General features: G+C 66.8%; 18 protein-coding genes. 8 read left to right on the forward strand and 10 right to left on the reverse strand.

The genetic code is table 11. The features are described 5' to 3' along the window. Positions 1 to 7: 7 nt before the first annotated feature. From ACZYSP_RS22200 to secA, 4 genes are all read right to left on the reverse strand, one after another. A complete protein-coding gene (locus ACZYSP_RS22200) occupies positions 8 to 463 on the reverse strand; it encodes an NUDIX domain-containing protein (RefSeq protein ID WP_093179193.1) in 456 nt (151 codons plus the stop codon). Beyond that, positions 460 to 1335 carry an ATP-binding protein gene (locus tag ACZYSP_RS22205; protein ID WP_093057437.1) on the reverse strand — a complete coding sequence of 292 codons (876 nt, stop codon included), beginning with the start codon at positions 1333 to 1335 and terminating at the stop codon, positions 460 to 462. Before ACZYSP_RS22205 ends, ACZYSP_RS22200 begins: the two co-directional genes overlap by 4 nt. Positions 1336 to 1417: 82 nt before the next feature. After that, a complete protein-coding gene (gene argJ / locus ACZYSP_RS22210) occupies positions 1418 to 2647 on the reverse strand; it encodes a bifunctional glutamate N-acetyltransferase/amino-acid acetyltransferase ArgJ (RefSeq protein ID WP_097198193.1) in 1230 nt (409 codons plus the stop codon). Between the two features lie 31 nt (positions 2648 to 2678). Further along, on the reverse strand, positions 2679 to 5465 hold the full coding sequence (secA, locus tag ACZYSP_RS22215) for a preprotein translocase subunit SecA (RefSeq protein WP_093077491.1): 2787 nt from the start codon (positions 5463 to 5465) through the stop codon (positions 2679 to 2681). 168 nt (positions 5466 to 5633) lie between these two features. Between secA and ACZYSP_RS22220 the strand changes: the two genes are divergently transcribed. From ACZYSP_RS22220 to ACZYSP_RS22230, 3 genes are all read left to right on the forward strand, one after another. Continuing rightward, positions 5634 to 5942 carry a hypothetical protein gene (locus tag ACZYSP_RS22220; protein WP_093057434.1) on the forward strand — a complete coding sequence of 103 codons (309 nt, stop codon included), beginning with the start codon at positions 5634 to 5636 and terminating at the stop codon, positions 5940 to 5942. A gap of 55 nt (positions 5943 to 5997) precedes the next feature. After that, positions 5998 to 6984, forward strand: coding sequence for an ornithine cyclodeaminase family protein (locus ACZYSP_RS22225; protein ID WP_489016566.1), 987 nt, complete (start codon positions 5998 to 6000; stop codon positions 6982 to 6984). 516 nt (positions 6985 to 7500) lie between these two features. Next, entirely contained in the window at positions 7501 to 9798 is a 2298-nt protein-coding gene (locus ACZYSP_RS22230; protein ID WP_489016568.1) for a YadA-like family protein, read from the forward strand. 56 nt (positions 9799 to 9854) lie between these two features. Here ACZYSP_RS22230 and ACZYSP_RS22235 read toward each other — a convergent pair whose 3' ends face one another. Further along, positions 9855 to 11009: a threonine synthase gene (locus tag ACZYSP_RS22235; protein WP_489016570.1), complete on the reverse strand. Its 1155-nt coding sequence runs from the start codon at positions 11007 to 11009 to the stop codon at positions 9855 to 9857. A 93-nt stretch (positions 11010 to 11102) separates the two neighbouring features. Between ACZYSP_RS22235 and ACZYSP_RS22240 the strand changes: the two genes are divergently transcribed. Beyond that, the gene (locus tag ACZYSP_RS22240) at positions 11103 to 11729 is read left to right on the forward strand and encodes a helix-turn-helix transcriptional regulator (protein ID WP_489016572.1); all 627 of its coding nucleotides are present in this window, start codon (positions 11103 to 11105) and stop codon (positions 11727 to 11729) included. Between the two features lie 21 nt (positions 11730 to 11750). Here ACZYSP_RS22240 and ACZYSP_RS22245 read toward each other — a convergent pair whose 3' ends face one another. Both ACZYSP_RS22245 and ACZYSP_RS22250 read right to left on the reverse strand, forming a co-directional pair. Beyond that, positions 11751 to 12734, reverse strand: coding sequence for a Bug family tripartite tricarboxylate transporter substrate binding protein (locus ACZYSP_RS22245; protein ID WP_489016574.1), 984 nt, complete (start codon positions 12732 to 12734; stop codon positions 11751 to 11753). 19 nt (positions 12735 to 12753) lie between these two features. Further along, entirely contained in the window at positions 12754 to 13983 is a 1230-nt protein-coding gene (locus ACZYSP_RS22250; protein WP_489016576.1) for a threonine synthase, read from the reverse strand. Between the two features lie 91 nt (positions 13984 to 14074). Between ACZYSP_RS22250 and ACZYSP_RS22255 the strand changes: the two genes are divergently transcribed. Continuing rightward, complete coding sequence (locus ACZYSP_RS22255) at positions 14075 to 14995, forward strand: LysR substrate-binding domain-containing protein (RefSeq protein WP_093057427.1); 921 nt, start codon at positions 14075 to 14077, stop codon at positions 14993 to 14995. An 11-nt stretch (positions 14996 to 15006) separates the two neighbouring features. On the opposite strand, the gene ACZYSP_RS22260 is transcribed toward ACZYSP_RS22255, so the two are convergent. The 3 genes from ACZYSP_RS22260 to ACZYSP_RS22270 all read right to left on the reverse strand — a co-directional run bounded on the left by ACZYSP_RS22260 (position 15007) and on the right by ACZYSP_RS22270 (position 20467). Continuing rightward, positions 15007 to 15675 (reverse strand): hypothetical protein, encoded by a 669-nt coding sequence (locus ACZYSP_RS22260; protein ID WP_256331006.1) that lies wholly within the window; start codon positions 15673 to 15675, stop codon positions 15007 to 15009. Between the two features lie 146 nt (positions 15676 to 15821). After that, positions 15822 to 16829 carry a response regulator transcription factor gene (locus ACZYSP_RS22265; RefSeq protein ID WP_093057426.1) on the reverse strand — a complete coding sequence of 336 codons (1008 nt, stop codon included), beginning with the start codon at positions 16827 to 16829 and terminating at the stop codon, positions 15822 to 15824. A 23-nt stretch (positions 16830 to 16852) separates the two neighbouring features. After that, on the reverse strand, positions 16853 to 20467 hold the full coding sequence (locus tag ACZYSP_RS22270; protein WP_489016580.1) for a hybrid sensor histidine kinase/response regulator: 3615 nt from the start codon (positions 20465 to 20467) through the stop codon (positions 16853 to 16855). Between the two features lie 104 nt (positions 20468 to 20571). Here ACZYSP_RS22270 and ACZYSP_RS22275 point away from each other — a divergent pair, with 104 nt between their 5' ends. The 3 genes from ACZYSP_RS22275 to ACZYSP_RS22285 are packed head-to-tail and all read left to right on the forward strand — an operon-like array spanning position 20572 to position 21813. Further along, on the forward strand, positions 20572 to 20874 hold the full coding sequence (locus tag ACZYSP_RS22275) for an urease subunit gamma (protein WP_056512745.1): 303 nt from the start codon (positions 20572 to 20574) through the stop codon (positions 20872 to 20874). A gap of 25 nt (positions 20875 to 20899) precedes the next feature. Further along, positions 20900 to 21499, forward strand: coding sequence for a HupE/UreJ family protein (locus tag ACZYSP_RS22280; RefSeq protein WP_489016582.1), 600 nt, complete (start codon positions 20900 to 20902; stop codon positions 21497 to 21499). Positions 21500 to 21507: 8 nt separating this feature from the next. Continuing rightward, positions 21508 to 21813 (forward strand): urease subunit beta, encoded by a 306-nt coding sequence (locus ACZYSP_RS22285; RefSeq protein ID WP_093057422.1) that lies wholly within the window; start codon positions 21508 to 21510, stop codon positions 21811 to 21813. Positions 21814 to 21816 lie beyond the last annotated feature (3 nt).

Consider the following 21816-nt stretch of genomic DNA (forward strand, 5'->3'; position numbering starts at 1 on the left):
CAATCAGTCAGTTGGCCGGCGCAACAGGCGCGACGACCGGAGGCGGCACGAACGGCAGGCCGCGCTCTTCCGACAGCCATTGCAGCACCGGAAACGCGCCCGGGAGCACCGGCGTCACGTCCAGCGGCAGCTGTTGCCAGGCCATCTGCTGGCCTTCGCGCATCTCGAACTCGCCGCTCCAGGCCGTCACCTTGCACCAGTGCAGGCGCACCAGCGCATGCGGGTAGTCATGCTCCGTGATCTTCCAGACCTCGGCGCCGTCGATGGTGATGCCGAGTTCTTCCTGCAGCTCGCGCCGCAGTGCCTCTTCGACCGTCTCTCCCGCCTCGATCTTGCCGCCGGGAAACTCCCAGAAGCCCGCGTAGGCCTTGCCTTCGGGCCGGCTCGAGAGCAGCAGCGCGTCGTCGGACAGGCGAATCAGCACGCCGACCGCGACTTCCGTGTGCTTGCGAGGCTCGCTCACGCGGCGCTCCGGCCCGCGTAGTCGCGCGCGAACTGGTAGGCCACGCGGCCGCTGCGCGAACCGCGCTCCAGCGCCCACACGAGCGCCTCGGGCCGCGCCGCCGCGATGGCTGCGTCGTCCACGCCGAACGACGAGAGCCACTGCCCCACGATCGTCAGGTATTCGTTCTGGCTGAAGGGATAAAAGCTCACCCAGAGGCCGAAGCGCTCCGACAGCGAGATCTTTTCCTCGATCACCTCGCCGGGATGGACTTCGCCATCGTCGGTGTGGGTGTACGTGAGGTTTTCCTTCATGTACTCGGGCAGCAGGTGGCGCCGGTTGCTGGTCGCGTAGATCAGCACGTTGGGCGTCGAGGCCGCAATCGATCCGTCGAGAATCGACTTCAGCGCCTTGTAGCCCGGCTCGCCTTCGTCAAAGCTCAGGTCGTCGCTGAACACGATGAATTTCTCGGGACGCTGCGACACAACTTCGACGATGTCAGGCAGGTCGACGAGTTCGGCCTTGTCCACTTCGATCAGGCGCAGGCCCTGCGGCGCATAAGCCTGCAGGCAGGCACGGATCAACGACGACTTGCCCGTGCCACGCGCGCCCGTCAGCAGCACATTGTTGGCCGGCTTGCCTTCGACGAACTGCTGCGTGTTGCGCGCGATCTTTTCCTTCTGGACGTCGATTTCCTTCAGCGAATCGAGCGCCATCGCGGCCACGTGCTTCACTGGCTCGAGCACACCGTGACCCGAGTTGCGGCGGCGGTAGCGCCAGGCGATAGATGCGTTCCAGTCGGCGGGCGCGGCCAGCGGCTGCGGAAGGATCGATTCGATGCGGGAAATGAGCTGCTCGGCGCGCTCGATCAGCTTCTGGAACTGCTCGTTCATCGACGCCCGCCCGGCCGCCCGAAGGGCGTTGAGCTCCCCCTCGGGGGGCAGCGACGACACGAAGTGCGGAGCGTGGGGGTCATCACGATCTGTAGTCGGCGTTGATCGTCACGTACTCGTGGCTGAAGTCGCAGGTCCACACCGTCTCGCTGGCCGTGCCGCGGCCGAGGCCAATGCGCACCGTGATCTCGCTCTGCTTCATCACGCGCTGGCCGTCTTCTTCGCGGTACGACGGGTTGCGTCCGCCCTTGACGGCCACGTGCACGTCGTCGAGGAACAGGTCGATGCCGGTCTGGTCGAGGTCGGCAATGCCCGCATAGCCGACGGCCGCCAGGATGCGGCCCAGATTCGGGTCGCTGGCGTAGAAGGCCGTCTTGACCAGCGGCGAATGCGCCACGGCATACGCCACCTGCTTGCACTCGGCGGCATCGCGGCCGCCTTCGACCTGGATGGTGATGAACTTGGTTGCGCCTTCGCCGTCGCGCACGATGGCCTGCGCCAGTTGGCGGGCCACGTTCTGCATCGCGGCCACAAGCGCCTTGCCGTCGGCCGAATCGAGCGAAGTGATGGTCGCGTGCGACGCCTTCTGCGTGGCGATGACCACGAACGAGTCGTTGGTCGAGGTGTCGCCGTCGATGGTCACGCGGTTGAACGAGGCGTCGGCCAGCAGCTTGGCCAGCGGCTGGATCAGCGACGGATCGATCTTCGCGTCGGTGGCCATGAAGCCCAGCATGGTCGCCATGTTCGGGCGGATCATGCCGGCGCCCTTGCTGATGCCGGTGATGGTGACGGTGACGCCGCCGATCTGAACCTGCTGGCTGAAGGCCTTGGGAATCGTGTCGGTGGTCATGATGCCTTCGGCCGCGCGCGCCCAGTGGTTCGCGTCGGCATCGGCCAGCGCGGCCGGCAGGCCCGCTTCGATGCGGTCCACGGGCAGCGGCTCCATGATCACGCCGGTCGAGAACGGCAGGATCTGCTCGGGCGCGATCTCCAGCTTGCGCGCGAGCGCGATGCAGGTGGAGCGCGTGCGCATCAGCCCGTCTTCGCCCGTGCCGGCATTGGCGTTGCCGGTGTTGATGACCATCGCCCGGATGCCGTAGTTCGCGGCCAGATGGTCGCGGCAGACCTGAACCGGTGCGGCGCAGAAACGGTTCTGGGTGAACACCCCGCCGACCGCCGAGCCTTCGTCTATCAGCACGACGGTCAGGTCCTTGCGATTGGCCTTGCGCACGCCCGCTTCGGCCACGCCGATGCGAACGCCGGGCACCGCGAACAAGGCGGCAGGATCAGGGGCAGACAGGTTCACGGGCATGGGGTTTCTCTCGGTGAATGTGTTGCGGACTTCAGCTGAGCTTGCCGTGGCACTGCTTGTACTTCTTGCCACTGCCGCAAGGGCACGGATCGTTGCGGCCGACGCGGGCAAAGGCCAGGGCTTCGGCGCTCAGCGTGCCCAGACCGGCGGCCGCCAGGCGGCGCTGGCTTTCCTCGTCGACACGCACCTCGACTTCACCGGTTTCGGTCGGCGCGCTGTAGGTGATGTTGGCGACGTTCTCGCCACGGCTTTCGAGCGCTTCGGCGGCCTCTTCGAGCTGCTCGCCCGACTGCACGCGCACCGTCATCAGCTGGCGCGTGACTTCGTTCTTGACTGAGTCGAGCAACTGGCCGAAGAGTTCGAAGGCTTCGCGCTTGTATTCCTGCTTGGGCTGCTTCTGCGCATAGCCGCGCAGGTGGATGCCCTGGCGCAGGTAGTCGAGCGAGGCCAGGTGTTCGCGCCAGTGGGTGTCGATGCTCTGCAGCAGCACCATGCGCTCGAACTGGGTGAAGTTTTCCTGGCCGATCAGCGCGACCTTGGCGTCAAAGGTCTCGTTGGCGTTCTTGAGCACCTTCTCGACGATGTCTTCGTCGGCGATAGCGTCCGAGGCCTCGACTTCCTTCTTGAGCGGCATGTCGATGCCCCACTCGTTGAAGAGGCTCTTCTCGAGGCCGTCGAGGTCCCATTGCTCTTCGACCGATTCGCTCGGGATGTACTGGCGCACGAGGTCGGTGAAGCAGCCTTCGCGCAGCGCAGCGATCTGCGCCGTGAGGTCGCCCGCATCGAGGATGTCGTTGCGCTGCTGGTAGATCACCTTGCGCTGGTCGTTCGACACGTCGTCGTATTCGAGCAGCTGCTTGCGAATGTCGAAGTTGCGCGCCTCGACCTTGCGCTGCGCGCTCTCGATGCTGCGCGTGACGATGCCGGCTTCGATGGCTTCGCCGTCGGGCATCTTCAGGCGGTCCATGATCGCCTTCACGCGGTCGCCCGCGAAGATGCGCATCAGCGGATCGTCCAGGCTCAGGTAGAAGCGCGAGGAGCCCGGGTCGCCCTGGCGGCCCGAACGGCCGCGCAGCTGGTTGTCGATGCGGCGCGACTCATGGCGTTCAGTCGCGATGATGCGCAGGCCGCCGAGCGACTTCACGAACTCGTGGTCCTTGGCCCATTCGGCGCGCACGTGCTCGATGTCGGCCTTCTTGGTGGCTTCGTCACGACCTTCGTCGTTCTCGATGGCCTCGATCATCTTCTCGATGTTGCCGCCCAGCACGATGTCGGTACCGCGGCCGGCCATGTTGGTCGCAATGGTGATCATCTTCGTGCGGCCGGCCTGCGCCACGATGTCGGCTTCGCGTGCGTGCTGCTTGGCATTCAGCACCTGGTGCGGCAGGCCCGCCTGCGTCAGCAGGCCGTCGATGATTTCGGAGTTCTCGATGGACGAGGTGCCCACCAGCACCGGCTGGCCGCGCTCGTAGCACTCGCGGATGTCCTGGATGGCCGCCTCGTACTTCTCGCGCGTCGTCTTGTAGACGCGGTCGAGCTGGTCTTCGCGCTTGCTGATGCGGTTGGGCGGAATGATCGTAGTCTCGAGACCGTAGATTTCCTGGAACTCGTAGGCCTCGGTGTCGGCCGTGCCGGTCATGCCGGCCAGCTTGCCGTACAGGCGGAAGTAGTTCTGGAAGGTGATGGAAGCCAGCGTCTGGTTCTCGGCCTGGATCTCCACGCCTTCCTTGGCTTCCACGGCCTGGTGCAGGCCGTCGCTCCAGCGGCGGCCCGTCATCAGGCGGCCGGTGAATTCGTCGACGATCACCACTTCGCCCTGCTGCACCACGTAGTGCTGGTCGCGGTGATACAGGTGACGTGCACGCAGCGCCGCATTCAGGTGATGCATCAGCGTGATGTTGGCCGGGTCGTAGAGCGAGGCGCCCTCGGGCAGCAGCTTGAACTCGCCCAGGATGCGTTCGGCGTTCTCGTGGCCGTCTTCTGTCAGGAACACCTGGTGCGTCTTCTCGTCGACCGTGAAGTCGCCGGGCACCGTGACGCCCTCGCCCGTGCGCGGGTCGGCTTCGCCCTCCTGCTTCTTGAGCAGCGGCACCACCTTGTTGATGGCAAGGTAGAGGTCGGTGTGGTCTTCGGCCTGGCCGCTGATGATCAGCGGGGTGCGGGCCTCGTCGATCAGGATCGAGTCCACTTCGTCGACGATGGCGTAGTTCAGGCCGCGCTGGACCCGGTCGCCGGGCTCGTAGACCATGTTGTCGCGCAGGTAGTCGAAGCCGTACTCGTTGTTCGTGCCGTACGTGATGTCGCTGCGGTAGGCGGCCTGCTTTTCCTCGCGCGGCATCTGCGGCAGGTTGATGCCCACCGAGAGACCGAGGAAGTTGTAGAGGCGCCCCATCCAGGTCGCGTCGCGATTGGCCAGGTAGTCGTTCACCGTGACCACGTGCACGCCCTGGCCGGACAGCGCATTCAGGTACACCGGCAGCGTGGCGGTCAGCGTCTTGCCTTCGCCGGTGCGCATTTCGGAGATCTTGCCGTTGTGCAGCGCCATGCCGCCGAGCAGCTGGACGTCGAAGTGGCGCATCTTCATGACGCGCTTGGAGCCTTCGCGCACCGTGGCGAAGGCTTCCGGCAGCAGGTCGTCGAGCGATTCTCCCTTGGTGACGCGTTCTTTGAATTCCTGCGTCTTGGCACGCAGCGCATCGTCGCTGAGCTTCTCGAACTCGGGTTCGAGCGCATTGATGCGTTCCACCGTCTTGCGATACTGCTTGAGGAGCCGGTCGTTGCGACTGCCGAAAATCTGGGTCAGGAAGTTGGTTGCCATGGGTGGAGATGGGCGGGCACCTGATACGGCAGGCACTTCGACCGGATTCCCTAAGATATGGTGAAAGCAGTTGGGCGCGCTTTCAATGAAAGCAAGCAGCCTTTTTCCGGCGCGAACGCCGGCAAACCGGGCATTTTAGCTGTCTTGTTTCTAACCCCTGGATTACGCATGTATCGCCGACTTCCCCCCGCCGTTTCACTGCAGCAAGCTGCAGAAGGCGCGCCCACCCTGGGCAGCCTGATGGCGCGCGCGCGCGACACCGCGGAGCGGCTCAAGGCCGTGGAAGGGCTGATTCCGCCGGCCATGCGCGGTGCCGTGCAGGCCGGGCCGGCCGAAGGCGACGTGTGGTGCCTGCTGGTCAAGGGCAGCGCCGCGGCCGCCAAGCTGCGCCAGCTGTCGCCGATGCTGGTGACGCGGCTCAAGAACCGGGGATGGGACGTGGCGACGATCCGGATCAAGGTGCATACCGGCCGCTGAGCAGCCAGTCTGCATTGCCTTTGATTTTTCGTCTGGAAGTAGATAATATTTCCAGATGACAACATCCCCCGCGCCTTCGGACGCCCAACTCCTGCTGCTCGACAAGCACCAGGTCGACACCCTCCTCTCCCCCGACGACGTTCTTCAGGCCGTGCGAGAAGCCTTCGTGCTGCACAGCGAACGCGAGGGCCGCGTCTTCCCGGTCGTACGAGAGCCGCTGCGCACGGGCGGGGTGTTCGGCATCAAGTCTGGTGACGTGCAGGCCCAGGGCCTGCTCGGCTTCAAGGCCGCGGGCTTCTGGCCGGCCAACCGGCAACGCGGCGGCGAGCCCCATCAAGCGACGATCCTGCTGATCGACCCAGCGACGGGCCGGCCGCTGTGCGTCATCGACGGCAACACGGTGACGACAGTGCGCACGGGCGCGGCAGGCGGGCTCGGCCTCCAGCAGCTTGCACGGCCCGACAGCACGCGGCTGTGCGTCTTCGGCACCGGCGTGCAGGCGCGCATCCAGCTCGACTTCGCGCTGCGCCTGGTGCCATCGCTGCGCGAGGTTCTTTATATAAGTACGAACGGCCAGCGCAATGCGGCGTTCGAGGCCCACTTCACCGGCCGCTGCGACATCGCGCCGGCCAGCGACCGCAACACCGCTGTTGCCCAAAGCGACATCGTGATCACCGCCACGCCGGGCGGCGGCGCCCTCTTCGCCCTCGAAGCAGTGCGGCCCGGCACACACCTGAACTGCGTAGGCGCCGACACCCGCGGCAAGCGCGAGCTTCCCGAAGGCCTGTTGCCACGCGTGCGGCTGTTCGTCGACGATCGCACGCAGGCGCAGCAGATCGGCGAAACGCAGTGGTCGCCCGACACGCCATGCGTCGAACTGGGCGACCTGCTGAGCGGCAAGACGGCTGTCGAACGAGCCGCCGACGACATCACCGTCTTCGACATGACAGGCCTCGCGCTTCAGGACCTGACTGTCGCGCGCCTGCTGCATGCGCGTGCGGCTGAAGCGGGAACGGGCACACGCATCGCCTGGCCCTGGTAGCAAGAAACCGGCACGAACTCCGTGAACGTGCCGAGGTGGCTTGTTCGGAGCCACCGCAGTTCCCGAAGCACCACGGCATCGGGGCTCCTGCGCTGAAAGCGTGAACTTTTCGATTCAAAGAAGAAAACGTTTTCAGCGCCGCCGAATGACATTCTTTGCCAATTTTTGTCATTAATAGGCAACGAACAAGACCGCGCACAACGGCCTTACGCGAATGCCGTTTGGAAAGCGCGAAATTCTTCCCAGTCCGAAATAAAAACTCGCCCCTCAGCGGGCCGTTGAATCCATTGACGGCGGTCATTAATTGACAGCAAACGTCATTGTCCAACTCGATCGTCAGTCGATACATTCCGCGGCCTGAGAGGTCCTGGCGGAGTACGGCAACACGCCTTGCGCCTGGAAGCACGAGGCGCGGGCTCTCCGGAATTCATGCCGCAAATCGAATCGCAATTTCGCGCGCACGCAAATCCGTCTTTGATCTCATGTTTTTAGATTTCCTTTCCCTCATCAATTGTTATGAATAATTTGTATCGCGGTATCTGGAGCGAATCGCCCGGCGCATGGCTAGCAGCCACCGAAATCACCAAGACTCATGGCAAAGGCAGCTTCAGACTGTCGGCAGTAGTTGCCGCAATTCTGGCTGCCGGCCTGCAGATGACGGCATCGGATGCCAGCGCATCCACCTACGCACCGGCCAACTGCAACTCCACAACCACGGCGACCATCGGGCAGGTGGCTGTTATCGGAACAAACGCTCAACCGGTCGATGGAACCGGGCCATGGTCCAACATCCTTGGCTGCAATACGAGTGGCAACGGTCTGGATGCCGTATCGGTGTTCGGAACCTACTCCCAAGGGGTTGGAAATGGAGCGGCCGTTTTCGGGTTCTCCAGCACAGCCGGCCAGTGGGCCAGCGCGCTTGGCCTCTCGGCAAATGCTTCCGGCACCGGAAGCACCGCGCTTGGCTTTGGCGCACAAGCTCAAAGCCTGAACTCGGTCGCAATCGGCGGAGCCGGTGGCGACGGAAGCACGGCTCTATCGGCCGCCAATTCAACGACCGCTTCAGGCGCCGGGGCCATTGCCATCGGCAGCAACTCGATCAGAGGGGCTCAGGCAACCGCCACGGACAGCATCGCGATTGGCGGGGCGGCTATCGCTGCCGGCCAAGGCAGCATGGCTCTTGGCAATGGGGCTGACGCGAAATACGACAACAGCGTGGCCATCGGAGCGGCCAGCAAGACGGCGGATTCGCTCGCCGCATTGCAAGGCGTAGCCGGCTACACACCTTCCCCGGGTGCTGCGATCTCCGCTGCGACGCCGGCTGGTGAAGTGTCTGTCGGGGCCAGCGGCAGCGAACGCAGGCTCACCAACGTCGCCGCAGGCGGCGCTCCGACGGATGCCGTCAATGTCAGCCAGCTGTCGACGGCGACTGCTTCGTTGTCCACCAGCCTGAACACGACGAACAGCAACGTGGCCAGCCTGTCCACCAGTTTGACCGCAACGAACGACTCCGTTGCGAGCCTGTCGACATCGACTTCCACAGGGCTGGGCATCGTTGCCAGCCGCGTCGATAGCTTGTCCACGTCCGTCCTGACCAGCCTGAATACCGCGACGAGCAATATTGGCAGTCTGTCGACGGGCCTCAACACGGTCACGAGCAGCATCGACAGCTTGTCTACATCTACTTCGACAAGACTGAGCACCACAACCAGCAGCATCGGCAGCCTCTCGACCGGTTTGGGCAATCTCTCGACGAGCCTGAACACAACCAATGGCAACCTCGGCAGCCTGAGCACGACGGTCAACACGATCAACGACAAGGGCACCAAGTACTTCCACACCAATTCGACGGCTGGCGATTCGGTGGCCAGCGGCCAGAAAGCGGTGGCGATCGGCCCGCTGTCCGTGGCCAGCGGCACCAACTCCTTCGCGGCCGGCAGCGGTGCACAGGCCACGGGTCTGAACGCGATCGCAATCGGCACCGGGGCGCTGGCCACGGGCTCGCAGGCCATCGGCGCCAATGCCCGAGCGGGTGGTGGTGGCGTGGCGCTGGGTGACAACGCGGACGCCGGCGGCACGCCGCTGAGCCAGGCGCCGAACATCTCCAAGGGCACGGTCATCGGCTTCGGCGCCATCGCGCAGCAAAGCGGCGGCGTCGCACTGGGCTCGGGCTCGGTGGCTTCCACCGCGGCGGGCGTGGCCGGTTATGTGCCAAGTGGCGCAGCGGCGCAGCACCGGGTGGCCGTTCAGGCGACCACCAGCACGCAGGCCGCAGCGTCGGTGGGCGACGTGGCCAACGGCCAGTACCGCCAGATCACGGCCGTGGCCGCCGGTACGGCCGACAGCGATGCGGCCAACGTCGCACAGCTCAAGGCATCTGCAGCCACCGTGAAGGCCAGCAGCGTGCAGTACGCGACCAACCCGGACGGCTCGGTCAACTACAACCAGATCACGCTGGGCAACGGCCAGGCAACTGGCGGCACGCGCATCGGCAACGTGGCGCCGGGCATCCTGCCGGGCGACGCGGTCAACGTGCAGCAGCTGAATCAGGTGCAGAGCCAGGTCGGCGACGTGGCCCGCATCGCCTACTCGGGCACGGCGATGGCCTTCGCGATGTCCGGCGCTTACTTGCCAACGCTGTCTCCCGGCGAGAAAACGGTGGGCGTGGGCCTTGGCAACTACAAGGGCTACAGCGCGGTGGCGCTGACCTTCAAGGCACTGTCCGACGACGGCAAGATGTCCTGGGGTGCGGGCCTGTCGACCACGGGCAAGGAGTGGGGCGTCAACGCCGGCGTCGGCTGGAAGTGGAAGTAACAAGCCACTGAGTCGGCCTGCGGTGCCGGTGCCTGGCGTCGATGAACAGCAGTTCGCTAGGCGACGGCGGCAGCGCCGCCAAACAGCCCGGTCATGAACTGCGTCGACTTCAGACCGGTGCCGGTCAACAAGGCCACAGTCACCTCGCTGGCCTTGATGTCGCCGCGCTGCGCCAGCACCTCGATGGCCGCCGCGGCCGAAGCGGAGGTCGGCTCCGCATAGAGCCCGCTTGCTGCCAGCCGGCGCACCGCAGCCGCGATCTGCTCCTCGGTCAGCGCAACGGTCTTGCCCTTCGTCTCGCGCAGCGCCTGCAGGATTTCCTGGAGCCGCACGGGCCGCTTGATCGCAGTGCCTTCGGCAATGGTCGGCTGCACGACACGGTCCACCAGCGTGTCGACTCCGGCGGTGAAGCTCGCATCGATCGGCGAGCAGTTCAGCGGCTGCGCGACAAAAATGCGCGGCAGCTTGCTGATCTGCCCCGCCGCCAGCAGCTCCTTGAAGCCGATCCAGCACCCGAGCACGTTGCTGCCCGCTCCAGTCGGAATGACGACGTTGTCGGGCGCGACAAAGCCCAGGTCTTCCCACAGCTCATACGCCAGCGTCTTCGTGCCCTGCAGGAAGAACGGATGCCAGTTGTGGCTCGCATAGAAGATCGACTCCGACTGGCGCACCGCCTCGTACTCCGACTCTTCGCGCGGCCCCGGCACCAACTGCACCTCTGCGCCGAAGGCTCGGATCTGCGCCACCTTCGGCGCGGGCGTGTAGCTCGGCGCGAGCACCTTCACGCGCATGCCAGCCGCCGCGCCTGCCGCGGCAATGGCTGCGCCGCCGTTACCCGAGCTGTCTTCCAGCACCGCGTCGACGCCGATCTGGCGCAGGAAGGACATCATCACCGCCGCGCCGCGGTCCTTGAAGCTGCAGGTCGGGTTGAACCACTCGAGCTTGAAGTACGGCTCGAGGCTGCCCCAGCGCTTCTGCACCAGCGGCGTGCAGCCTTCGCCCATGCTCGCGGGCTTGTCGATTGCCACGGGCAGCGCCGCGCGGTAGCGCCAGAGCGAGCGGGTGCGCGAATCGATGTCGTCGCGCGAGATGCCGGGCAGCGGCGTGACCATCATCGGATGGCCGTCGTCCGAGCGCCATCGGCGTTCGGACAGGTCGTAGTGCCTGCCGGTGCGTGGGTCGACATAGCGTGCGCGTTCTCTCGCGGTCATTCGAGGCTCCTGGTCAAAATTGGATAATACATCTAACATTGTACTTTTTGTACAAATTAGATTGTTCGTCCAGAGCTGGATACATTCCCCGGCATGAAGAAAAAGTCGAACAAGCAGGTCCTGGAGATGCTGCGCAACATGGCCGAAGGCCTGGGCCAGACCTTTGCGCCCTTCTGCGAAGTCGTGGTGCACGACCTGAGCAATCCGAGGAACGCGATCTACGCCATCGAGAACAGCCTCAGTGGCCGGGAGGTCGGCCAGTCAGTCACGGAGCTGGGTCTCGCGCGCATCCAAGACCCGGAGTTTCCGGCGGTGATCGCGAACTACGCCAACACCTTTCCCGACGGGCGCAAGGTCAAGAGCACATCCATCGGCGTCAAGGACGACAGCGGCGAGTACGTGGCCGCGCTGTGCCTGAACGTCGACCTGACGCTGTTCCAGAGCTTCCAGGCCGCGATCTCGCAGTTCACCAAGATTGACGACAAGGAAGTGCACGAGCACATCGAGGCCGGCGGCAACCACTCGGACCGCATCCACGCGCGCATCGACGATTTCGCGGCCGCGCGCGCGACCACCTCGCGCTCGCTGAAGCCGGCCGACCGCAAGCAACTGGTGCAGGAACTGAAGAAAGCGGGCCTGCTGGAGGTTCGCCGCGGCGCCGAGATTGCCGCCGCGCACATGGGCGTGTCGCGCGCCACGGTCTACAGCGACGCGAAGTAAGGCCCAACCTGTTCTGCCCGCTTACTGCGGCTGCAGGCCGATCTCGTGCGCGGCCTTCTGCCAGCGCTCGGCCTCCGAGCGCAGGAAGGCGCGCAACTCCGCCGGCGTCGAACCCTTCATCTGCACGCCCAGCACCGACAGGCGCTCCTTCACCGACGGATGGTCGAGCGCGGCGATGGCCTCGCGGCGCAGCTTCTCGATCACGTCGAGCGGCGTGGTGGCCGGCGCGACCATGGCCCACCACTGGTCGATCTCCAGGCCCTTGAGCCCGTTCTCCGCGAGCGCGGGCACGTTCTGCAGGCCGGGAATGTTCGTCACGCGCTGCGTGCTCGTCACCAGCAGCGGGCGGATGCGGTTGGCGCCCAGCAGGCTGGAGCCGCTGGCCAGCGTCGCGAAGTGCCCCGCCACCGTGCCCGCCGCCACGTCGGTGAGCGCGGGTGCCGAGCCGCGGTACGGGACCATGTTGAACCTGATCTTCGTGCGGCTCGCCAGCAGTTCGGCGGCAAGGTGGCTCACCGTGCCCGCGCCGCTGTGCGCGATGGCTGGCGGAGCACTCTTTGCAGCCGCGGTCTTCAGGAAGGTCTTGAAGTCCTTGCTGTCGTCGTCCATTCCCGCGAAGAACACCAGCGGCGAGGTGCCGATCATGGTCACGGGCGTGAAGTCGCGCAGCAGGTCATAAGGCAGCTTCGCCGTCACGGCCGGCGCAATCGCGTGCGGCAGTTCGACGATGGCGATGGTGTAGCCGTCAGGCGCGGCCTTGGCCGCCGCGTCGGTGCCGATCATGCCGGCGGCGCCGGGCCGGTTGTCCACGATCACCGGGCTGCCGATGGTCTGGCTCATGCGCTGCGCCATGGCGCGAGCAATCGCGTCGGTGCTGCCGCCGGCCGCCCACGGCACGACGAGCTTCACGGGCTTGTCGGGGTAGGCCGCCCACGCCGGTCGAAACGAAGCGAGCAGGGCCGTAGAGCCGGCGGCCAGAAAGGCCCGGCGTTGCATCGTCGGCATGGTGAATTCCTGAAGGAAGTTAGATCGGGCGGTCGGGCCAGCTCGGATCGCCGGCCGCATTGGCGGTCAGCATCAGCACCACGTGCGCATCGGCCGCAATGGCATTGCTCTCGCGCAGCTGGCGCAATGCGGCCAGGCCGCCGGCAGCGCAGAGCTCGGCGCTGACGCCGAGCGAGCTGAGCAGCCGCCGCGCGGCGCGCGCTTCGTCGTCGCCCACGACCACCGCGCCACCGCCCGTGGCGGTTGCGGCCTGCCACTGCAGGTAGGTGACGGTGGCCCCCGCGGTGGAAAACTGCGCGGTGTGGCCCGGGTAGCTGCCGTTGATGGCGCCGCCCGCGAGCACGCGCGCCAGGCGCGGGAACGGTTCCACCAGCCAGAGCCTGGGCAGGCGCCCGATGCGCCCCGCGGCCATGAGGTCGCGAAAGCCCGCGTAGATGCCCCAGGCCAGATCACCGCGCGCGGTGGGAATCACGATGTGGTCCGGCAGGCCGCCATCGGCCACGCATTCGAGTGCGATCGGCTTGTAGCCCTCGATGGCCAGCGGCGCGCTGCCCAGCGCGGGCAGGCGGTAGTTGGTCAGTGCGAAGTAGCCTGGGTGCTGCGAACGCTCGCGCACGAAGGCCCAGCGGCCCGCGTTGTCGGCGAACACATAGCGCCGCGCGCCAAGTGCATCGAGCTGTCGCGTGTAGGTGGCCGGCATGCCTTCGTAGGTTGCGACCTCGCAGCCCAGGCCCGCGGCCCATGCGTAGTGCGCCGCCGACACGGCCGCGTTGCCCGAGGAGGCAAGCACCAGCGTGTGGGCGTCGAAGTCGAGAGCCTGCGCCACGCCCACCGCTGTCATGCGGTCCTTGTGCGAGCCGGTGGGGTTGCGCGATTCGTCCTTGAGGGCCAGGCGCGCCACGTCGAACTGCTGCGCCAGCTCCGGCATGTCCTCCAGCGGCGTCTGCCCCTCCCCCAGCGCGAAGCCGGAGGTGTAGGGCATGGGCATCGCCTCGGCGCTGTCGGGCAGGTAGCTGGCACGCAGCGCCACGTGGAAGCCCGTGCGCTTGCATGCGGGGCAGCCGTCGTGCGACAGGGTGACCGGGTAGAGCGCATCGCACCGCAGGCATTGCAGGCCGCGCAGGTTCGGGTTGCGCACGGGCTTGGGTGCCTGGTCACGCACCAACCCCAAGGGATTACCCGGAGGATGAGCCAGGGGATCCGGGGGAGGAGCGGCGAACTTGAAGTCCAGAACGGGCAATGTCGTCACGGGTCATGCGTCAGAAGTTGTGACCAAATCTTATGCAATCGGAAATAAAATTATGCAGCCTCAGATACTCAACCGATAACAAGACTTATCGATGCGATTCGGCGAGATCGAAACCTTCCGGGCTCTCATGCGCGGCAGCTCCACCCGCAAGGCCGCTGCATTGCTGCATGTGACGCAGCCCGCCATCAGCCAATCGCTCAAGCGCCTCGAGACGCAAGCGGGGATGCTGCTGTTCCAGCGCACCGGCGGGCGGCTGGTGCCCACGCCCGAGGCACGCGCGCTGTGGGTCGAGGTGGAGCGGGTGTTCATCGGCATGGACGCCATCGAGCACCGCGTGCGCAGCCTGCGCGACTTCGGCGTCAGCCAGCTGGAGCTGAGCAGCTTTCCCGCCTACGGCCTGGGCTTCATGCCGCGCGCATTGGCACGGCTGAAGGCGCACCGCGGCGCGAGCCCCTGGCCGCAGGTGTCGCTGCAGGTGCTGAGCTCCAAGGACGTGCGCGACCGCGTGGCCATGGGCATCTCCGACTTCGGGCTGATGGCCGACGAGCTCTCGCTCGAAGGCATCGACCACTCCACCTTCTCGCGCTTTCCCGGCGTGGTGGTGATGCCGGCAGGCCACGCGCTGGCCCGCTTCAAGACCATCAAGCCCGAGCAACTGGCCGAGGCGCCCTTTCTCTCGCTCAACCCCGAAGACCCTTCGCACCAGCGGCTCGAAGCCGCATTGGCCCCGCACGGCGTGGCGCTGCGGGTGCTGGTGCAGACGCCCTATGCGGCCAGCGTGTGCGAGATGGCGCTGCGCGGCCTGGGCGTGGGGCTGGTCAACCCGATCACCGCGCTCGACTACGCGGAGCGCGGGCTGGTGGTGCGCAAGTTCTCGGTCGACGTGTACTTCACCTGCCTGCTGGCGCTGCCGGCAGGAAAGGTGCTCTCGGCCACGGCGAGGGACTTCATTTCGCTGATGCGCCAGCAACTGGCCGAGGACGAGAAGCGGATACAGCGCTACCTGCGCTGATCCCCCACGGTTCACTTCCAGGTGAACTCGTGGTTCAGCCCGATCACGAACCCGCGCACGCCCTGCGGCCCGGTGCGCGATGTGCTCACGTCCACGCTGATCAGCGGCGTGATGCTGAAGCGCCCGCCGATGCGCGAGGTCCACAGGCCCGCCGCCCGGTTGCGCTCCGCGATAAGCGATACGGTGTCGTTCAGCGCCCATTCGACGCCAATGCCGCCGCGCGGCGTGCGCGCACCGGTTCCGTTGGCCCAGTCGGCGCCTGCGTTGGCGTGGATCTGCAGGCTCTCGAGTGGCCGCCACGTCAGGGGCACCACGAACTGCCCGCCCGCTCGGCCACCGCGCTTCAGGTCGAACACCGCGCCCATCGACACGGCGGCACTGAACGGCGCGTCGGCCGCCTGTCCGTAGAAATTCCACTTGAGCTGCGGTCCGCCGGTGACCGAATGAACGCCGCTCACCGAGGTGCGGTCGAAGTTCAGGCCCAGCTCGACCGGCCCGACGCGGCAGGCGGGCCCGAAGTGAAACCCAGTGACAGGCTCCACACCCGTGCGGCCCCACCAGGTCTCGTACTGGCATTGGCCCGGGTCGAGCGTGCTCGCGTCGTCCACGTCGAAATGCCCTGCGGCGTGTGCGCCCGGGCTCGCGGCCAGGTTCGCGAACAGGCAGGAAGCAGCAAGCATCCAGCCGCTGCTTGGCGGTCGGGTTGTCGTTCTGTCGTGCCTGTTGTTCTTCATCGTGCGCGTCCCGGAGCCCTCGAACCATTCTAGGGACGCCGAAAGTAGTCGCCATGACGCAGGCGGCACCGGCAGCAATCAGCCGGCCTTCTTCAGATTTCGAACTGGGGCTGCAGCTCGCGAATGCGCTTGATGGCCACGCCGGCCGCGGCCGTGCGCGTCTCCACGCCGAGCTTCACGTACACCCGCTCCAGGTGCTTCTTGGCGGTGGCCGGGCTGCTGCCCAGGATCTCGCCGATGTCCTTGTTGGTCTTGCCCTTGACCACCCAGTAGAGCACTTCGGCCTCGCGCGCCGTGAGCTTCAGGCTCAGGCTCATGGCTTCGATGACGGCGGTGTCGGACACCTCGCGCATGATGATCATCCACTCGTCGCCGTCGTCGTCGCTGCTGGTCTGCTGGTGCAGCCGCAGCGTGAGGCTGCTCGCGCCCTGCACGATGGACAGCGCCGGCGGCTCGATGCCGCGCTGGCGCGCATCGGGCGTGTGGCTGCGCAGCCATTCGAGCACGGCGGGCGGCGTCTCGGGCGCGCGCGTATCGCAGTAGCGCTGCAGCAGGTCGCGCGCCAGCGCGGTCTGCCAGATCAGCCGGCCTTCGGGCAGGCGCACGGTGATGCTGGCGTAGCCGAAGGCATCGAGCGCATTGCGCGCCTGGCCGGCCTGCCGCGCGTCCTGCCGCGCGCGGCGCGCGCCCTGCAGGTGCACGTTCATGCGCGCCAGCACTTCCTTCGGCTTGATGGGCTTGGTGACGTAGTCGACCCCGCCGGCTTCGAGCGCGGCCACCAGGTGCTCGGTCTCGGTGAGCCCCGTCATGAACACGATGGGAATGTGCGCCGTCGCCGCATCGGCCTTGAGCCGCCGCGCCACCTCGAAGCCGTCGATGCCCGGCATCATCGCGTCGAGCAGCACGATGTCGGGCCGGGCCTGCGCGGCGCGCTGCAGCGCCTGCTCGCCGTTGGTGGCAATGAGCACGGTGTAGCCCGATTCGTCGAGCGCGTCGTGCAGCACAGCGAGGTTGTCGGGCACGTCGTCGACGATCAGCACGAGGTCGCTGTTGGCGCCCTGCTGCTCGCGCAGGGTCTTGGCGAGCGGTGATGTTTCCATGGCGGGAGGTGGCGTCGTCGAAGTCATGCGGCGCTTTCGACGGCTTCGGCCAGTGCACGGCTCATGGCCTCGAACTGGAACTGGCGGGCCAGCACGCGCTGGGCTTCGGTCCACGACGCGCACTCGGGCTGCGCGGCGTCGATGTCGTCGAGCTGGTTCATGATGCCGCGAAAGTAGCCTAGGCTCACGGCCTCGTCGAGCGCACGCAGGCGGGCCAGCGAAGGCGCCTGCATCACGCGCGGCGCCACGGCGGCGACCGGCTTCGCGGCGGCATCGGTCCATTGCAGCCCGAGCCGGCGTTCGAGCCAGTCGAGCAGCTCGGTGTGGCGCACGGGCTTGACGAAGAAATCTTCCGGCGCAATGCCCACGTCGTTGTCCAGCCCCTTGTCGAAAGCGTTGGCCGAGACGATGGCCACCGATGCCTCGGTCAGCCCCAGCTTGCGCGCGCGGCGGATGGTCTCCCAGCCGTCGATGCCGGGCATCGCGAGGTCGACGAACATCGCGTCGGGCCTATAGCCGGCTGCGATGAGATCGAGCGCATCGTGCCCGCTGGCCGCGCTGCGCAGCTCGAAGCCCAGCGGCGCGAGCACATGGCCCAGCAGGTCGCGGTCGGCCTCCTCGTTGTCGACCACCAGCAGGCGGCGTCGCGGGCCTTCGTAGCCGCGCCGCGCGCGCTGCACCGGCATCGGGCGGCCGGTGCCGGCCACCGTGTCATGCACGCGCGGCAGGAACAGGCGCACACAGAAGAGCGAGCCCTCGCCCGGCGTGCTCTGCACCTTCATCTCGCCGCCCATCAGGTCGGTGAGCATCTTGGCAATGGTGAGCCCCAACCCCGCGCCCGGTGCGGCCGACATGCCTGCCGCATTGCCGCGCGCAAAGGGCTCGAAGATGCGCTCGATGTCCTCGGCCGGCATGCCGGGGCCGGTGTCCTCGATCTCGATGGATGCGAACTCCCGCGCATAGGCCAGCCGCAGCGTGACCTGCCCCGCCGCCGTGAACTTGATCGCATTGCCCAGCAGGTTGATGAGGATCTGCAGCACGCGCTTTTCATCCGCACGCACCACCTCGGGCAGCGGCCCCGCCGCCTCGAAGCGGAACTGCAGCCCCTTCTCCGCGGCCTGCAGCTCGAACATGTCGGCCAGCTCGCGCAGCGTGTCGGCAAAGCGCATGGGCCGCGCATGCAGCGTGAGCTTGCCGGCCTCGATGTGCGCGATGGCCAGCGTGCCTTCGATGAGCGACAGCAGATGCTCCCCACCGCGCTTGATGACCGCCACCGCCTGCTGGCGGTGCGGCGGCACCGAATGGTCTTCGCCCATCAGCTGTGCATACCCCAGGATGCTGTTGAGCGGCGTGCGCAGCTCGTGGCTGATGGCGCTGATGTAGCGGCTCTTGGCCTGGTTGGCCTGGTCGGCGGCCTGCTTGGCCAGCTCGGCCGCGAGCTTGGCCTGCTCCGCGATCTCGCGGGCTTCGTCGGCCGCCTGCTTGGCGGCCTGCAGGGCGCGGTCGGTCTCGCGGTGCAGCTCTATTTCGCGCACCAGCAGATGAGTCTGGCGGTTCGATTCTTCCTGCGCCACCTTGCGGCTCTGGTGCGCCAGCACCAGCCACCACGCGACGATGCCCGCGATGACCAGCAGCGCCATGTACGCCTTGAGGAAGCCCGAGCGCAGTGACAGCTTCTGCACGCCGGCCAGCGCCGCGGCCACGTCGGCTTCCGACGCCAGCTCCAGTGCGCCTTCGCCGAAGGCACGCAGCTCCTGCTGGTAGAGCACGCCGAACACCACGGCCAGCAGCGGCACGATGACGAGCATCAGCAGCAGGAAGTGCCCCAGCCCCGTGTCGAGGTAGCGCCAGCTGCGGCGCGGCAGCAGCCAGCGCAGCACCGTCGACCATTGCGAAGACAGGCTCGCATGCGGCTTGCACAAATCGCCGCAGCGCGCGTCGAGCGTGCAGCACAGCGAGCAGATCGCGCCCTGGTACGCCGGGCAATGCGCCATGTCCGGCCCCTCGTACTCGCGCTCGCAGATCACGCAGTGCTGCACCTTCAGGCGCTGGTAGCTGCCCGTTTCGACCTTCGCCCAGCGCACCGCACGCGGGCCCTCGGCAGGAGCGAAGGCCACCGCGCCATGCGCCTCGTCGGTGCCGCGCGCCAGGTAGTACTTGCCGCCCGTCGCCCAGGCCAGCAGCGGCGATGCCACCAGCGCCGTGCCGAGCGCGATCAGCGCCGAGAAGGCCTGCGCCAGCGGCCCGAACACGCCCAGGTGCGCGGTGATCGACAGCACCGACGCAAGCGCCATCGCGCCCACGCCCACCGGGTTGATGTCCCACAGGTGCGCGCGCTTGAACTCGATGCCCGGCGGCGACAGCCCCAGCGGCTTGTTGATGACGAGGTCTGCCACCACGGCCATCATCCAGGCGATGGCGATGTTGGCGAACAGGCCGAGCACGTCGCCCAGCGCCTCGAACACGTTCATCTCCATCAGCATGAAGGCGATGAGCGCGTTGAACACCACCCACACCACGCGCCCCGGGTGGCTGTGTGCCACGCGCGAGAAGAAATTGCTCCAGGCCAGCGAGCCCGCATAGGCGTTCGTCACGTTGATCTTGAGCTGCGAGATCACCACGAACAGCGCCGTGGCCGCCACCGCCCAGCCGTAGTTCGGAAATACGTACTCGTAGGCCGCGAGGTACATCTGGTTCGGATCGACCGCACGGTCGGCCGGCACCATGTGCGTGATCGCCAGGTAGGCCAGCAGCGCCCCGCCCAGCATCTTGAGCACCCCCAGCACCACCCAGCCCGGGCCGCCGGCCAGCACCCCGGCCCACCAGCGGCGCGCCGTGGTCGCGGTTCGCGCGGGCATGAAGCGCAGGTAGTCGGCCTGCTCGCCCATCTGCGTAATGAGCGCGATGCCGACCGTGAGGGCAGCGCCAAACAGGTGCAAGTCGAAGCCCTTGGTGCCGGATCGAACCCCGTTGTAGTGCACGATGCCCGCAAACGCACCAGGATCGCGCACCAGCATGTAGGCAAAAGGCACCACCAGCATCAGCAGCCACAGCGGCTGCGTCCACAACTGCAGCCGGCTGATGGCCGACACCCCGTGCGTGACCAGCGGAATCACCACCAGCGCACACACCAGGTAGCCCCAGACCGGCGGGATGCCCAGCGCCAGCTCCAGCGCGTAGGCCATCACAGCCGCCTCGAGCGCGAAGAAGATGAAAGTGAAGCTCGCGTAGATCAGCGAGGTGAGCGTGGAGCCGATGTAGCCGAAGCCCGCGCCGCGCGTGAGCAGGTCCATGTCGACGCCGTAGCGCGCCGCGTACACGCTGATCGGCACGCCCGCCAGGAAGATGATGAGCCCCGTCGCCAGGATCGCCCAGAAGGCGTTGGCAAAGCCGTACTGCACCAGCAGCGTGGCGCCCACCGCCTCCAGGATCAGGAACGACGCCGCCCCGAAGGCCGTGTTGGCCACCCGCCATTCGGACCACTTGCGAAAGCGCTGAGGCGTGTAGCGCAGCGCGTAGTCTTCCAGCGTCTCGCTGGCCACCCAGCTGTTGTAGTCGCGCCGCACCTTGACGATGCGCTGCGGCGCGTCGTCGGGGGTGATCGGCGTGTCAGTGGGGTTCACACCGTTTCGGTGCATCTTTCATGCCACCCGTACGGCTTTTGGCGAACAGGGCACGACTGTTGCAAAGAAGCCGGCTTGCCCATAATGGCCGCCACTCTCTGCCACCCGATGCCGATCCCATGGAACTGACTCCGCGCGAAAAAGACAAGCTGCTGATCTTCACCGCGGCGCTGCTCGCCGAACGCCGCAAGGCCCGCGGCCTGAAGCTCAACTACCCCGAAGCCATCGCCCTGATTTCGGCCGCCGTGATGGAAGGCGCCCGCGACGGCAAGAGCGTCGCCGAGCTCATGAGCGACGGGCGCAGCGTGCTGACCCGCGCCGACGTGATGGACGGCATCGCCGAGATGATTCCGGACATCCAGATCGAAGCCACCTTCCCTGACGGCACCAAGCTGGTCACCGTGCACCAGCCCATCGTCTGAAATTCAAAGAACAAAAGGACTTTCCATGCGCCACAACGCCTCCAGAACCCTCGCCCTGCTCGCCCTCCTGCTGCCACTCGCAGCCAGCGCCCACACCGGCGTCGACGGCGGCCTGCACCACGGCTTCACCACCGGCTTCCTGCATCCGCTGACCGGCGCCGACCACTTGGCCGCGATGGTTGCGGTCGGCTTCTGGAGCGCACTGGCCGCGCGCCGTGCCTGGCCCGATCTGCTCTGGGCGCCCCTCGCCTTCGCCGGCATGCTGCTGGTGGGCGCGCTGATGGGCCTGGCCGGCGTGCAGCTGCCGGCGGTCGAGCCGATGATCGCGGCCTCGCTGCTGGTGCTGGGCCTGCTGGTCGTCACCCGCGTGCATCTGCCGGCGGTGGTGGCCATGGCGGTGGTCGGCGTGTTCGCGGTATTCCACGGCGTGGCCCACGGCTACGAACTGGCCAGCGAACAAGGCGCGGCCCTCACGCTGGCCGGCATGGTCTGCGCCACGGTGCTGCTGCACGCCGCCGGCATCGCAATGGGCTGGGCGCTGCGCCGCGCCAACGCATGGCTGCCGCGCGTGGCTGGCGCCGCGGTGCTCGGCCTGGGCGCGACGCTGCTGGCCCAAGCCATCTGAGGCCGGCCATGATTCCCGGCGAACTCTTCACCGACGACGGCGAGCACGCGCTCAACCCCGGCCGCCGCACCCTCACGCTGGTGGTGCAGAACACCGCCGACCGGCCGATCCAGGTCGGCTCGCACTATCACTTCGCAGAGACCAACGGCGCGCTCGGCTTCGACCGCGAGGCCGCGCGCGGCATGCGGCTGAACATTGCCTCGGGCGCAGCAGTGCGCTTCGAGCCGGGCCAGCAGCGCACGGTCGAGCTGGTCGATTTTTCCGGCGATCGCATCGTCTACGGCTTTCGCGGCCTCGTTCAAGGGAAGCTCTGAAAC

This window comes from Variovorax sp. F042, assembly GCF_057814215.1.